The organism is Corynebacterium singulare (assembly GCF_000833575.1).
Classification (GTDB): domain Bacteria; phylum Actinomycetota; class Actinomycetes; order Mycobacteriales; family Mycobacteriaceae; genus Corynebacterium; species Corynebacterium singulare.
Genome location: NZ_CP010827.1, coordinates 1635475 through 1649089 on the forward strand (window position 1 = coordinate 1635475; position 13615 = coordinate 1649089).

The following is a 13615-nucleotide window of genomic DNA, read 5'->3' on the forward strand; positions in this document are numbered from 1 at the left end:
TCTCCTTACTTTGTCAGCGTAGGCGGTCGACGACGCTGCATCTGACGTAACTGGCGGCGCCTATCCACATCCTCATTCCACTGTGGCTGCAGCATGTGCCAATCTGCAGGGTGCTGACGAATGTTCTCGGCAAAACCATCGGCCATGCGCTGGCAGGTTTCCTGCAGCGTCGTGACTTCCACTTCTGGGCTGACAGTAAGGCCCCAGCCCTCACCATCGAAGAAGGAATGCACCACATGAAGTGCGGCACCGGTTTCTATGGCGAGTTGCGCTGGACCGGCAGCAACGTTGGCCTCCTCCCCCATGAAATCCACAGTCACGCCCGTCCGGGTGAGGTCGCGGTCGGCCAGTAGGCAGACCACGCCACTACGCTCCAACGTTTCTTTGAGGCGCGGGTACGGCGAGGCGGAGCCTCCGGTCAAGGGCACGACGGTGAAGCCGAGGCTCTCGCGGTAATCCACGAAGGCGTCGAAAAGCACCTCCGGCTTCACTCGCTCGGCGACTGTAGTGAATCCGCCGTAGTGGTTCACACAAAACACACCCGCCATATCCCAGTTGCCTGAATGCGGCAAGGCAAAGATGACCCCGCGCCCCGAGGCGATCGAGGCATCCGAATGCTCCTTGCCTCGCATGCCCGTCAGCAGGCGTTCATGGAGCCGAGGATCGGAATGAATCGCAGGAAGGCGGAAAGCCTCGAGCCAATAGCGCATGTAGGAGCGCATAGAATCCCGCACGAGTTCGCGGGTGACGTTTTCGGGTCCGACGACGCGGCTCAGGTTACGGCGCAACTGCTCCATGCCTTTGCCGTTGTCACTGGCATAGTCAGCACCCCGCTCAAAGAGCCACGCAGCTAGGGGCCGCGGAAGGTAGCGCACAATACGCCAGCAGGCAATATATCCGGCGGCAGCAAGGCGCTCCCGATCCATGAATGCCATTGCGAGTCTCTCCCTCTCAGGTCAGAAATGCTTTAAAGGTCCTTCATGAAACGGGACTTGGTGTCCTGGCGCGCTGCTTGCCGCATCCTCTGATAGATGGTGAACAATGAGCCTACCGCCAGCAGCCACAGCGAAATTTCCAGGGCATACGGGACGCCGAGGCCTTCCAGCCCCACGCCGCCCAGACCAAGAATAAGGCGCTCAGGTCTTTCGACGAGCCCGCCAACCATGGTGAAACCGGAAGCCTCACCGCGGGCCTTGACATAGGAGATCACCTGAGAGCTGACCAACACCACCATGCAGGCGGCGAAATTCACGGGGTGAGCATGATCGACATACACCATCCAATAAGCAATCGCAGCGAAGAGTGCCCCATCTGTGATGCGATCACAGGAGGCATCGAGCGTTGCGCCAAACTTCGAACCACCCGTCGTCAGGCGCGCCATTGTGCCGTCGAGCATGTCAAAAGCGGCGAAAAGGCCTGACAAGACTGCTGCCGCAAAGAGGTGATCCAGCGGTATAAGGATGACGGAAATAGCGATAGTAACAATGGTTCCGACCACGGTCACTACGTTTGGCGTCAAGCCCATCTTGAGGAACAGCTTGGCCACGGGTACTACGACCACGGCGGCGGGCTTGCGCCCATGAACACTAAGCATGCGCTTCTCCTGGAATGAGTCCCTCGGCGGCGAGCTCCTCCCACCCCTGCGCCAGCAGGGAGCGGGTATCTTTGAGGAGCTGGGGCAGCACTTTGACTCCATCCACAATAGTCATGAAATTAGAATCTCCACTCCAGCGCGGCACAATATGCATGTGGAGATGCTGACCCACAGATCCTCCCGAGGCGCGTCCCAGGTTAAACCCAGCATTGACCGCGTCAGGGCCGGACACCTTCTTGAGAACCCGGATGGCAGCCTGGGCAAAGCGGAAAAGCTCCTGGGATTCCTCCTCGGTGAGGTTCTCCAGTTCCGATTCTTGGCGGTACGGGATGACCATCATGTGGCCAGCGTTGTAGGGGTACAGGTTGAGCACGCAATAAACAAGCTCACCGCGGGCCACGATGAGGCCGTCTTCGTCCGACATCTGCGGGATCTCCACAAACGGATTGTGGGCTGTCTTCGGCACGTCACCGGCTCCGCCTTCCCGCTTGATGTAGCTCATGCGGTACGGCGCCCACAGGCGCTCTAGGCGGTCGGGGGTTCCCAGGCCGGTATCGACGTACTCTTCCACTCTTCGTTGTCTCCCTTCAGCGATTCTTATGATGTCCTCTCAACCATGTCGCGTCTAGACGCGCTCGGCGATGGTGTCCTTGGTCGGCTGGTCATTGTTGCGCTCACGGACCCACGCCTCAATGACGTTCACCGCGGCATCCACCGGCACACCGTTGACCTGGGTGCCATCGAGGAAACGGAAGGACACGGCACCGGCTTCCACATCGCGTTCACCGGCCAGCAGCATGAACGGCACCTTGCCGGTGGTGTGGTTGCGAATCTTCTTTTGCATGCGGTCATCGGACGTATCGACGTCGGCACGTAGGCCGCGAGCACGGAGCTGTGCACACACGTCTTCGAGGTGCGGCGCAAAAGTATCGGCAACGGGGATGCCGACCACCTGGTGCGGAGCAAGCCAAGCCGGGAAGGCACCCGCGTAGTGCTCAAGAAGCACGCCGAAGAAGCGCTCGATAGAACCGAAGAGCGCGCGGTGAATCATGATCGGGCGCTGCTTGGTGCCATCGGACGCGGTGTACTCCAGCTCAAAGCGCTCCGGCAGGTTGAAGTCCAACTGCACGGTGGACATCTGCCAGGTACGGCCGATGGCGTCACGGGCCTGGACGGAAATCTTCGGGCCGTAGAATGCGGCACCCGCCGGGTCCGGGACCAGGTCAAGGCCAGACTTTTCTGCCACCGACTGCAAGATCCGAGTAGAGCGCTCCCAAATTTCATCGGAGCCGACATACTTATTCGGGTCCTTGGTGGACAGCTCCAGGTAGAAATCATCCAAGCCGTAGTCCTTGAGCAGGGAGATGATGAACTCCAGCACCTTGGTCAGCTCTTCCTCGAGCTGCTCGGGGGTGCAGTAAATGTGGGAGTCATCCTGGGTAAAGCCGCGCGCACGAGTCAGGCCATGGATCACGCCGGACTTCTCGTAGCGGTAGACCGTACCGAACTCGAAGAGGCGCAGCGGAAGCTCACGGTAGGAGCGGCCGCGAGAGGCGAAGATGAGGTTGTGCATCGGGCAGTTCATCGGCTTGGCGTAGTAGTCCTGCGGCTGCTTGGTGCAGTTGCCTTCCTCATCCCATTCACCGTCAAGCTGCATCGGCGGGAACATGCCATCGGCATAGAAATCGAGGTGACCAGACTTCTTAAACAGGTCTCCCTTGGTCAGGTGCGGAGTGGACACGAAGGAGTAGCCGTCCGCGATGTGGCGGCGGCGCGAGTGCTCCTCCATTTCCATACGCACGGTAGCGCCGTTGGGGTGGAAGACTGGGAAGCCAGAACCGATCTCATCCGGGAAGGAGAACAGGTCTAGCTCGGCGCCCAGGCGGCGGTGGTCGCGCTTTTCTGCTTCTTCCACCATCGTCTTGTAAGACTCAAGCGCCTCCTTGGATTCGAAGGCGGTGCCGTAGATGCGCTGCAGGCCAGCCTTGGACTGGTCACCGCGCCAGTAGGCAGCCGAGGAACGCGTCAGCGTAAACGCCGGGATGTACTTGGTGGTCGGCACGTGTGGGCCACGGCAAAGATCAAACCACTCCACCTCACCGGTGCGCGGGTTGATGTTGTCATAGTGGGTCAGGTCACCTGAGCCTACCTCAGCGGCCTCATCAGAATTCGGGTCCACGTTACCCTTGTCCTGCACTAGCTCCAGCTTGAAAGGCTCGTTCGCCAGTGCTTCTTCAGCTTCCTCAGTGCTGGCGTAAACGTGGCGCTCGAAGCGCTGACCGCCCTTAATGATCTTCTTCATCCGCTTCTCAATCGCTTTGAGGTCTTCAGGGGTGAAGGGCTCTGCGGTCTGGAAGTCGAAGTAGAAACCATTCTCAATGGCCGGGCCAATGCCCAGTTTGGTGCCCGGGAATTCTGCCTGAACGGCCTGTGCCATGACGTGGCCACAGGAGTGGCGGATGACGGCACGTCCGTCTTCTTCGCAGGCGGCAACAGGCGTGAACTCGGCATCAGTATCCGGGGTGTGGGAGAGATCGTAGAGGGTGCCGTCAGCACCGCGGACAACGACGACTGCTTCGGGGCCCTTGTTCGGCAGCTCATGCTCGCGCATAGCTGCTCCCACGGCAGTACCGGCCGGGACCGTAATGGGCTCATAGTTCACCGGGACTGCTGGAATCATTTCCGCCATGACCTGTTGCGCTCCTTTGCGCTCACGCGCCGCTCGACATACCTGGCCGAGCAGCACTCATCGAGAAAGTTACAGCGGCTTAGTCTACCCCTCTTAACTGCGGATGAGCGATTCGCCCCAGAAGGTTCCGCCATCAGTTCCGGCGGGTACATAGTAGACAGCGGAGCCAATATGGGTAATCCACTCATTGAGGCGATCCGCCTCATCAAGGCGAGTCTGAATGGGTTCAAACTGTTTCGACGGATCCTTCTGATAACAGATGAACACCAAACCTGCGTTGCTCAGCTCACCGCGGGCAGTGGTTTCTGGTGTGGGTGGAAGGTTGTAGTTAAACGCGCGGCGAAGGAGTTTCTGTTCAGGGTGATCCTTGGGCGGATGTGCACGGGCAACATGTGAGTTGGGGTCGATAGCTTTAAGCCCGAACTCATTGCGCGCATCCAAGTCCACAGGGTCGAATTCATCCTGAGCACCAATCGGCGCCCCAGTATCCAACGTGCGGCCGGTAGCCGTTTCGCGCGCGTCGCGGTCCAATTGCTCCCAAGTATCCAAATTCATATGGATACGGCGCACTACCATGGCGCTTCCCCCGGCAAAGGGCCCCTTCTCAATCCATACTTGTTCGGCGAAGTCCTCATCCTCGCGCGGATTCACGGTTCCATCAACTTGGCCGAAAAGGTTGCGCGCGGTGGTGCCCTTAGGGACGGAACCATAGGCGTGACTAAACCCTTGCTGCACCCATGCCACCTCGACATAGTCCTTGCCAGCGCGAACCATGTGCCGAAGAACATGGGCTGCCGTGAGCGGATCATCGCTGCAAATCTGCAACACAATGTCCGTCTGTCCCCATTCGGGGCGAAGATCATCGTGTGCGAAAGAGCGTAGAGGGCGCAGCCACTCAGGCTTCTCAGCACCTAGTACGTTGAACAAACCTTCACCCCAGCCACACGTGACGGTGAGGTTAGCTGGAGTCACGGCAAGTTCGGGTTCAAGGCTGCCTAGCGGGTTTTCACCTGTGCACAGACGGCGAGCATCTTCAGTCCACAGCCTCATGAGTGCTGTTGCACCACGGGCGGAGGTTTCCTTCTTCAATTTAAAACCCACCAGCTCCACGTGAGCTTGAATTGGGGTTTGGATTCCTGCTTGGTGCTGGCCATCAAAGGCGATGATGTCACCACCCATGGTGTCTTCGACGCCCTCGGGACCCGTACTCCCGGCATCACCGGCCTGTGCTGAATCGGGGTTAGCCGCGATGCTGTCAGCGTCGTCTTGAGTACAGCTGGCCAAAGCCATTGCACTCGCGGCCACAGCACCGCCAGCGAGTAATCCGCGCCGGCTGACAGGTTCCTCGAACCCGCTCATTGTTCACCTTTCTGTATGCGTCTTCTGCCCTATCGGGTTTCTACAGCCACGTGGCGGGCGTGTTAAGAGTGGTCAGCATGGCCAGCGTGCTCTGCATGATCGCCGTCGTCATGATGTTCGCCGTGTTCGCCATGCTCCATGCCCTGCATGTCACCGTAGTTTTCATCACCGGCACCAATCGAGCGAACGGGGATGTCACCAAGCTCTATTGAGGAACCGTCCTCGAGCTTGAGCGTCATCGTCACGGTTTCACCAGCCATGATTGGTTCGGCTACGCCCATGAGCATGAAATGGTAGCCACCGGGTTCGAGCTCGACAGACTCGCCGGCGGGGATGTCGAAACCATCGGCCTTTTCCTGCATGACACCGTCAACGACCTCATGAATCTGGTACTGCTTCGCCTCGATGGAAGAGGTAAAGCCTTCTACTTTGAGATCCTTGTCCGTGGTGTTGTGCAGCGTGCCGAAGATCGAAGTCATATCGGCACCTTCCTCCATTGCGCGCACGACGCCATCCTCAAAGGTAATGCTCGCGTCCTCGGAGCCGTCCTTCTGAGCAGCACTAGCATCCGCCGACGCCCCAGCGTCTGCATCAGTAGTAATCCCAGCGCCAGGAGTCGCTACGGTGGAATCTTCTTCGCTGTTCGAGCAACCGGACAAGGTCAGGCTAGCGGCGGCAAGGGCAGCCACGGAAGTACGAATAAAGGTACGGGATGTCAGCATGGGACATGCCTTTCTGAAGCGGGGTTTCTGTAAGGAAGAGGGAAAAGTGCTAGCGCCGAAATTGGCTCTTAGGATTCACCATTAGAACGTCGGGTCTTAGCGCCGAAGACGAAAACAACCGCTACCACGACGAGCACTGCACCAAGGCCAACGATCCACTTCGCTGGGCCAGACAGCGCGCTGAGCGGCGCGTCGGAGTTTTCTTCTTGATTCTGGCCGTTGCCTACTTCGTCTGCGCCATCGGAGGAACTGCCTGCATCAGCGGTATCCCCGGCGGAGGTATCACCATCTGAGGCAACGGTGAATTCAACAGATCCCAGCGTAGAGTGACCATCGGAGGACGTAATGCGAAATCCCACCTGGTAGTCACCATCGCCGGGTTCAACGTCTTGGGGAACATCTACGGTGAGGTTGCGACCGTCAATGGTAGGTTCGGCGTCGAAAAGCACGGTTCCCGTGTCTTTCTCGCTGACAGCAAACGTGTTGAAGGTGTCCTTCGGGATGCCGGAAAACTCCAGAGTGATCTCACGTGGAAACTCTTCAAGTGGAGTGTCACTCACCACGTTGCCACCAATAACCGAATCGTGAGCCACCGCCATCGGCGCAGAAAGGCCAAGCATGAGGCTTGTGGATCCGGCGGCGAGAGCGGTCATGACCTTACGCAGCTGCATCGTGTGGACAACTCCTTTGCTCGGATGAAACTTTTGATTGATGTTCCCTCATCCTATCGCCGGGAGGGACACGCTAGCCAATCCTTCCCCGCGCGGAATGCACGAGGTTACTCAGTAGTCGCTGAGACGAGGAAGAAAGTTCCCCGCCGCAGCGAAAGCTATTGAAAAAGGTTTCATCGCGAGCGTTTACTACACGTTTTACCTTCCACGGCCTCGGAGAAGAAATACCAGGAGGATGATGGTGGCAAATAAGAGAATGAGTCCCGCCGCCCCCAAGGCGTAAAGAAGACCACTCATCATTTTGCCAGACTTGTCATCAGCACCACGGGCTTGGTCCTTCGTCTCTGTCTTGTTTTCGTCCGAAGGGCGTGGCTCTTCAGTCTTGTCACTGACAGGCTCATACTTCGGCCCCTGGATTGGGTCACCCAGCACCTTGGAGGTGAGGTAATACTTCATGGTGGCACGCTTGTCAGAGGGGTTATCTTCGCCCTCCCCCGATTCATCTCCCTTACCACTGTCCAAGGTCACCACAATGTAGTAATCACCCTCCAACCAGTTCGCGTTGCCATAGGAGTTCGCCGCATTTGAGCTGAAACGGTTGCTAAAAGCAACAGGCTTGGACGCCGAAGCTGACCCTTCGTCCCCCTCCTTGGGCCAGATTAAATTCTCAGGCTCCCCAGCTTCCTCCCGAACTGGATTGAGGATAGCCACGTCAAGGAATGAGTATTGGAGTGCCTGCTCGTCCGAGACCTCACCAGCTTTGATTGCGGCAGCCAACTGCTGGCCTTCCTTCATAGGGACCTTGTAGACGTGCGCTTCGCCCTGCACAATGTCGGTTTCGATGGTCTGTCCACTGCGAAGCTCCGCGGCATTGTTAAACCAGTTTCCGGGAGCCATCTGTTCAGCGCCGTTGGCGTTGGCATGGAGTTCACCGTCCAGCTCGCTGCTGAGACCGCTGACGAGTTCGTCCTTGTTGGATACTGGGTCAACGCGGTGAAGCAGGATCTCCACGTCAAAGGGCTCATCGACCTTGTATTCACCTGCTCGCATCGCGGTCAAAACCAAGTCGCCCTGGCAATTCTCGGAACCGATTTCGTAGGTATAAGCGCTAGCGCTAGGCAGGGCATCAGATCCGATACCAGGGAGCGCACTGTCCGAGTCAGCTGTGCACTCATCTGAGCCTTCGTCACCACCATGCGTGCCCGTCGGCGGTTTTGTGCCATCACCGAAAAACGTCTTCAAGTACAACCTATCCGGTGTTCCTACTGCTCCTTCGAGAGTCTTGTACATCGTCGCCACATAACGCTCGCCTGGTTTGACGGGGATAGACCATGACTCCGCGTGGAAGTCGGTGCGCGAATCCTTGCCGCCATTCGGCGGGGCATCCAACTCAGCCCGGAAGATGAAGTCCTCCCCGGACTCCCACCGCGGCAGCTCCGTAGGCGTTGAGATGTCTTCGCTACCCTCGATCTGTTCCACATTGGACTCATAAATGTTTGCCGCACGCCCAGCGGCCTTCTTAATCATTGCCGCCAGGGAATCTGCATCATCCGCGTCGAGATACTCGCCGCCTGCGGCATCTGCGATACAGGAAAGCTCCTTGCGAGCCTCCTCATCGACGTTAAAACCAATGGTGTTGATGACGAGGTCGATGCCCTTTTCATGGAGTTCTTTAGCCACCTCACATACTGGCGGCGGCGCGCAGGTGTCGATTCCGTCAGACACCAGCACGATGGTGCCGTGCTGGCCACCCAATTCCTCGGCTGCCTTTTTCAGGGAATCTCCAATCGGGGTATACCCCTTAGCCTGGAGTGCATCGATGGGACCTGTAAACGAATCCCCTACGTCCTTCTTAGGGCCGCTCACCACGTGAATATCGCGGCATCCTTCTTCTTGATTCTCCGGGGCCTCGTCGACCGTTCCGCCGTAGGTAACAAGCCCGAGCGGAATGGTTCCACCCAACTCATGTACAAAATTCTTGGTCGCGTCTTTTGCTGCATCCAGACGCGTCTGACCACCAGCATCTTGCGCGTTCATGGAACCAGAGGAATCCAACACCAACATTGTTGCACCACTGTTTTCATCCACGGGAGCGACTTCCTCAGAGCGCGGGACCGAAGATGTTTCAGAGGCGGAAGAATCCGAATCAGTTACACCAGTGGGGTTCTGTGCGCGGGCAGGAACTACGGCTGCCCCTAGTGTCCCCAAGAACACCAGCAGCGTAACAAAGATAAGAGCAAGCCAGCGCTGACCTGGTGCTGATCGTGTGGGCAGAGTTGTCATAGAGAGGTGTCCACTTCCTTGAAATGAGATGGTTGTGATAAACACCATAGACAAAAGACTCAGAAGCGTCCCTCGCTGTGGGGAAGGTTCCCCCGCCACCCGCCTGCGGCGTGATGAAAAGATTGAAGGGCGTCTTACCTTTTGTGGAAAGACGCCCTTTTCGTGGAGCGGATGACGAGACTCGAACTCGCGACCCTCACCTTGGCAAGGTGATGCGCTACCAACTGCGCTACATCCGCGTGGCAAGCAGAAGCTTGCCGCGGGCTCCTCTAAGGAAACCCTGTGCGCGATACTGGGATTGAACCAGTGACCTCTTCCGTGTCAGGGAAGCGCTCTCCCGCTGAGCTAAACGCGCTCGCAGCACCCTAGAGTGGGCGCCAGCATTTTGAGGTGGAAACGGGAATCGAACCCGTGTGCACGGTTTTGCAGACCGTTGCCTCACCACTCGGCCATTCCACCGTGGCGATACCGCCTCACACACTACATGTGCTGGAGCGGATGACGAGACTCGAACTCGCGACCCTCACCTTGGCAAGGTGATGCGCTACCAACTGCGCTACATCCGCATTCGAAACCAGGCCCGGTTTCTAGGACAAAGTCCTTGTGCGCGATACTGGGATTGAACCAGTGACCTCTTCCGTGTCAGGGAAGCGCTCTCCCGCTGAGCTAAACGCGCTTATGGTGTTATCAAGGCCTGCCACACTAATGGAAGCCTTGGAGCGGATGACGAGACTCGAACTCGCGACCCTCACCTTGGCAAGGTGATGCGCTACCAACTGCGCTACATCCGCATTGCACGTTCCCGGCTGGTGTGCCGTGGTGCGAGTAGAAACATTATCGTGCGCCGCCGCAGTTTCCAAATCCGCAGCCCACGGCAACATTTCCGACCCTCCCTTACAGTCGCAGCTTACATCGATGTGATTGGGGCTGTTGGTGCCCGCTGTTGCCCGTCCCCACGATACTGAGCGCCCCACGATACTGAGACTGCGACGGCCGCACCGAGCCAGACCGAAACCAAGCTAATCCTCCGAAAGTATGGTTGAGCTGGACGATTAGGCCGTTATCTGACACGCGGTGTAGCTTAAGGGCTGCGCCAAGGTTCTATAGCTCAGTGGGAGAGCGTTCCGTTCACACCGGAAAGGTCGCTGGTTCAATCCCAGCTAGGACCACAGCTTAAACCGCAGCCTAGCTGCGGTTTTCTCGTTTTCATACCCGCCGAACATGACACCACACAAAAGGTTCCGCCCAAACACGTAGGCTGGGGCATCATGAGTGACACCACATTGATTGACACGCTGCTTGGCCCCGACAGCGAGGGAGTTCGCCTCATCGCCGTCAGTACACTGCACGGCTCAGCCACTATTGATGGCACGTCCGACCCCATGGGCAACGAGGCCGATGGAGAGCTTTTTGCCGCGCTACGCGAGTGGGCAGATGTTGCTGTGGTGGGGTCGGGAACGGTGAAGGCGGAGGGATATGAGGTGGCGACAAGCACGCGCCTAGCCGTATTGAGCCAGTCACTCGACTTTGCAGGATTCGAAGAGTTCGTCGCCGGCGGCCCCATTATCCTGACCCCCGAGGAGCGCATGACGTCCGCCGAAGCACAGCAATTAGAAGCTGCCGGCGCGGAGCTCGTGAGCACCGGAACCGGAAGCGTCACCGAAGCCATCGCTGCACTGCGCGAACGCGGCGCAACGCGCATCTCCTGCGAGGGCGGGCCATCCATCTACTCCGCGTTCATCGAATCCGGACTACTGGATAAGCTCTACCTGACCATAGATCCACATATCTCGCCATCCGTGGAGAAGCCCGTTGTGGACGGCACTGCCACCTCCCCGGCACTACGACTGGAGCTGGAGAACGCCACACCCGTCGACAGCACGGTGTTTCTGCGCTACCGGCGCATATCCACCCCGTAAACTCTCATGTCGTGACTTCTCTGGCCCCACCTTCCCTGACCACTGCCCGCCTGTGGACAGCCGCCGCGTGGCCGGCCGCCGTCATACTGGTGCTTCACCGAGTCTTCGTGCTCGCGTTTACCGGCACGGTGACGGATGATTTCGGCACGGTTTACCGCGCTATTCGCCGCTTCTGGGAGGGCATTCCTGTGTATGAACAGGACTACTCCTCCGTGGAGCCGCTGTATCTCTACAACCCTGGAGCAACGCTCCTCCTCTCCCCCATGGGGGCAGTGTCCGAGGAACACGCGCGCTACGCCTTCATCCTCGCCAACGCAGCAGCCATCATCGCAGCCTTAGCGCTCCTGACGCGCTACGTGGGGCGCAGTCTGCGCGGGCCCGTATGGCCGGTCAGCATCGCAGCGGCCTTCGCCACAGAATCTGTTGCCAACACCCTTGTTTTCACTAACATCAACGGCCTGTTATTACTCGCCATGGCCGCGTTCCTCGTGCTGCTAGATCGGCACAGCTGGGCCGCAGGTCTCTGCATCGGGCTGGCCATCCTTGTTAAGCCCCAATTCGCACCCCTACTTTTCCTCGCGCTCGTTCACAAGCGCTGGTGGGTACTGGGCCTCGGCATAACCGTTCCTGTAGTTACCAACCTGATTGCTTGGCCACTTGTTCCCGGCACGGAAGGCTTCCGCGCGCACCTTCTCCCTTACCTAGCCACCACCCGCGACTACGCGAACGCGTCTTGGCCGGGAGTACGAGCTTACTTTGATCTGCCAGGTACGCTTTATTACCCCATCTGGCTGTTCTTCGCCCTGCTCTGCGCTGCAGCCATCCTTGGGCTTCTACGCTGGCGAGACTCCGAGCCCGAATTCTGGGCACTGAGCACCACCGGAATCATCATGGTCGGTATTTTCTTTCTCTCCTCCTTGGGCCAGCAGTACTATTCCATGTGGCTCTTCCCCATGATGTTCACGGTGCTGCTAACGCGTTCGGTATTTCACTCGTGGGGTGCATGGCTAGCAGCAATTTTATTCTTGGGGCCGTTCGAGTGGACGTCGTCAAGCATGCCCACCGCAGCACAGTGGATGAGCGTCTTCATCGCCACTATCGGCTGGGGATTGCTCATTATTGTCACCGCGTCGTCCGTCGCCGGCTGGTGGACAGCAGAGCGCAGTACTGGCCCGCGGCCTAGAGCGGACGATAAAATCCGAGCATGACCAATTTTAAGCTCATTGCAGATACCGAATGGCGCAAGCGGCTTTCACCCGAAGAGTATTACGTCCTGCGCGAAGCCGGCACCGAACCGCCACACGTTGGCGAATACACCAACACCACCACCGAGGGCGTGTACTCCTGCAAAGCGTGCGGCGCAGAACTTTTCCGCTCGACCGAAAAATTCGAGTCGCACTGCGGCTGGCCGTCGTTCTTCTCCCCGCTTGCCGGCGACACAGTCATTGAGCGCGAGGACAACTCACTCGGTATGCGCCGTATCGAGGTGCTCTGCGCGAATTGCGAGTCACACTTGGGCCATGTCTTTGAAGGCGAGGGGTACGATACTCCGACCGATCTTCGCTACTGCATCAACTCGATCTGCCTCGACCTTGAAGAAAAGCCGGTGGAAGACTAAACCTCCCACCGGCTTCGCACGGTAGCCTTCGCGCACCTTAAGGCAAGATTTCCATCAGCTCGGCGACGTCCTTAACACGGCGGCCGGTGTGGAACGGAATCTCCTCGCGCACGTGGTGACGGGCCTCGGTGTAGCGCATGAGATACATCAGATCCACGATGCGGTGCAGCTCCGGGGCTTCAAAAGCGAGAATCCATTCATAATCCCCCAAGGCGAAAGCTGGCACGGTGTTAGCGCGCACATCCGGGTAGTCGCGCGCCTGCATACCGTGCTCCATGAGGATCCGGCGGCGCTTCTCCTCATCCATGGTGTACCAATCGTAAGAGCGCACGAATGGGTACACTGAAATCCACTCGCCCGGCTCCTCGCCCATGATGAAGGACGGCAGATGCGACTTGTTGAACTCAGCTGGACGGTGCAGCGCGTTACCAACCCACGTCACTTCGGAAACCTGCCCCAGGACGGTCTCACGGCGGAAGTCAGCAAAGGCCTTCTGAATATCAGCAAACTCCTCCGCATGCCACCAAATCATAAAGTCAGCGGACTCACGCATGCCGGACAGGTCATAGATACCACGCACGGTAACCACACCGGTCTCTGCCAGATCGGAAAAGAACTTCTGCGCCTGTGCGATAGCGTCTTGACGCTCCGAGCCCAATGTACCAGGGATGACCTGAAATACCGCGTGCTGCGAATACCGCTGGACCTTGTTGAGCTCGTTGAAGTTGACCTTCGACATGCGTAATCTCCTTGCTCGGAA

Annotated in this window: 12 protein-coding genes and 7 tRNA genes; 4 read left to right on the top strand and 15 right to left on the bottom strand. The window is 58.3% G+C overall.

Annotated elements, in window-relative coordinates:
- Window positions 1-5: 5 nt before the first annotated feature.
- The 14 genes from CSING_RS07600 to CSING_RS07665 all read right to left on the bottom strand — a co-directional run bounded on the left by CSING_RS07600 (window position 6) and on the right by CSING_RS07665 (window position 10109).
- A complete protein-coding gene (locus CSING_RS07600) occupies window positions 6-935 on the bottom strand; it encodes a phosphatidylinositol mannoside acyltransferase (RefSeq protein ID WP_042531129.1) in 930 nt (309 codons plus the stop codon).
- Window positions 936-967: 32 nt separating this feature from the next.
- Window positions 968-1594, bottom strand: coding sequence for a phosphatidylinositol phosphate synthase (pgsA, locus tag CSING_RS07605; protein ID WP_042531131.1), 627 nt, complete (start codon window positions 1592-1594; stop codon window positions 968-970).
- Entirely contained in the window at window positions 1587-2165 is a 579-nt protein-coding gene (locus tag CSING_RS07610; protein WP_042531133.1) for an HIT family protein, read from the bottom strand. The genes pgsA and CSING_RS07610 overlap by 8 nt, the downstream gene beginning before the upstream one ends.
- 54 nt (window positions 2166-2219) lie before the next feature.
- On the bottom strand, window positions 2220-4283 hold the full coding sequence (gene thrS, locus CSING_RS07615) for a threonine--tRNA ligase (protein WP_042531135.1): 2064 nt from the start codon (window positions 4281-4283) through the stop codon (window positions 2220-2222).
- A gap of 93 nt (window positions 4284-4376) precedes the next feature.
- Window positions 4377-5642: a Dyp-type peroxidase gene (locus CSING_RS07620; protein ID WP_042531137.1), complete on the bottom strand. Its 1266-nt coding sequence runs from the start codon at window positions 5640-5642 to the stop codon at window positions 4377-4379.
- Between the two features lie 62 nt (window positions 5643-5704).
- The gene (locus tag CSING_RS07625; protein ID WP_042531139.1) at window positions 5705-6364 is read right to left on the bottom strand and encodes a copper chaperone PCu(A)C; all 660 of its coding nucleotides are present in this window, start codon (window positions 6362-6364) and stop codon (window positions 5705-5707) included.
- A gap of 68 nt (window positions 6365-6432) precedes the next feature.
- Complete coding sequence (locus CSING_RS07630) at window positions 6433-7035, bottom strand: copper resistance CopC family protein (RefSeq protein ID WP_042531141.1); 603 nt, start codon at window positions 7033-7035, stop codon at window positions 6433-6435.
- A gap of 198 nt (window positions 7036-7233) precedes the next feature.
- Complete coding sequence (locus CSING_RS07635) at window positions 7234-9318, bottom strand: vWA domain-containing protein (RefSeq protein WP_042531143.1); 2085 nt, start codon at window positions 9316-9318, stop codon at window positions 7234-7236.
- Between the two features lie 163 nt (window positions 9319-9481).
- A tRNA-Gly gene (locus CSING_RS07640) sits at window positions 9482-9557 on the bottom strand.
- Between the two features lie 44 nt (window positions 9558-9601).
- Window positions 9602-9673, bottom strand: a tRNA-Val gene (locus CSING_RS07645).
- A gap of 33 nt (window positions 9674-9706) precedes the next feature.
- A tRNA-Cys gene (locus CSING_RS07650) sits at window positions 9707-9777 on the bottom strand.
- Between the two features lie 31 nt (window positions 9778-9808).
- Window positions 9809-9884 (bottom strand) — tRNA-Gly (locus CSING_RS07655).
- 38 nt (window positions 9885-9922) lie between these two features.
- Window positions 9923-9994, bottom strand: a tRNA-Val gene (locus tag CSING_RS07660).
- Between the two features lie 39 nt (window positions 9995-10033).
- A tRNA-Gly gene (locus tag CSING_RS07665) sits at window positions 10034-10109 on the bottom strand.
- 306 nt (window positions 10110-10415) lie between these two features.
- Between CSING_RS07665 and CSING_RS07670 the strand changes: the two genes are divergently transcribed.
- The 4 genes from CSING_RS07670 (at window position 10416) to msrB (ending at window position 12855) form a co-directional block, all read left to right on the top strand.
- Window positions 10416-10487 (top strand) — tRNA-Val (locus CSING_RS07670).
- Between the two features lie 99 nt (window positions 10488-10586).
- A complete protein-coding gene (locus CSING_RS07675) occupies window positions 10587-11237 on the top strand; it encodes a dihydrofolate reductase family protein (RefSeq protein ID WP_042531145.1) in 651 nt (216 codons plus the stop codon).
- Window positions 11238-11248: 11 nt separating this feature from the next.
- Entirely contained in the window at window positions 11249-12445 is a 1197-nt protein-coding gene (locus tag CSING_RS07680; RefSeq protein WP_084226185.1) for a glycosyltransferase family 87 protein, read from the top strand.
- Window positions 12442-12855 carry a peptide-methionine (R)-S-oxide reductase MsrB gene (msrB, locus tag CSING_RS07685; protein ID WP_042531146.1) on the top strand — a complete coding sequence of 138 codons (414 nt, stop codon included), beginning with the start codon at window positions 12442-12444 and terminating at the stop codon, window positions 12853-12855. Before CSING_RS07680 ends, msrB begins: the two co-directional genes overlap by 4 nt.
- A gap of 37 nt (window positions 12856-12892) precedes the next feature.
- Here the strand turns inward: msrB and hemQ are convergent, their stop codons facing one another.
- Window positions 12893-13594 (bottom strand): hydrogen peroxide-dependent heme synthase, encoded by a 702-nt coding sequence (gene hemQ, locus CSING_RS07690; RefSeq protein ID WP_042531149.1) that lies wholly within the window; start codon window positions 13592-13594, stop codon window positions 12893-12895.
- Window positions 13595-13615 lie beyond the last annotated feature (21 nt).

What these genes read in the sequence shown, in the direction of transcription:
- CSING_RS07630 (WP_042531141.1), bottom strand. Translation starts at nt 7,035, where the DNA reads ATGCAGCTGCGTAAGGTCATGACCGCTCTCGCCGCCGGATCCACAAGC.
- thrS (WP_042531135.1), bottom strand. Translation starts at nt 4,283, where the DNA reads ATGGCGGAAATGATTCCAGCAGTCCCGGTGAACTATGAGCCCATTACG.
- CSING_RS07620 (WP_042531137.1), bottom strand. Translation starts at nt 5,642, where the DNA reads ATGAGCGGGTTCGAGGAACCTGTCAGCCGGCGCGGATTACTCGCTGGC.
- CSING_RS07675 (WP_042531145.1), top strand. Translation starts at nt 10,587, where the DNA reads ATGAGTGACACCACATTGATTGACACGCTGCTTGGCCCCGACAGCGAG.
- msrB (WP_042531146.1), top strand. Translation starts at nt 12,442, where the DNA reads ATGACCAATTTTAAGCTCATTGCAGATACCGAATGGCGCAAGCGGCTT.
- CSING_RS07635 (WP_042531143.1), bottom strand. Translation starts at nt 9,318, where the DNA reads ATGACAACTCTGCCCACACGATCAGCACCAGGTCAGCGCTGGCTTGCT.
- pgsA (WP_042531131.1), bottom strand. Translation starts at nt 1,594, where the DNA reads ATGCTTAGTGTTCATGGGCGCAAGCCCGCCGCCGTGGTCGTAGTACCC.
- hemQ (WP_042531149.1), bottom strand. Translation starts at nt 13,594, where the DNA reads ATGTCGAAGGTCAACTTCAACGAGCTCAACAAGGTCCAGCGGTATTCG.
- CSING_RS07600 (WP_042531129.1), bottom strand. Translation starts at nt 935, where the DNA reads ATGGCATTCATGGATCGGGAGCGCCTTGCTGCCGCCGGATATATTGCC.
- CSING_RS07625 (WP_042531139.1), bottom strand. Translation starts at nt 6,364, where the DNA reads ATGCTGACATCCCGTACCTTTATTCGTACTTCCGTGGCTGCCCTTGCC.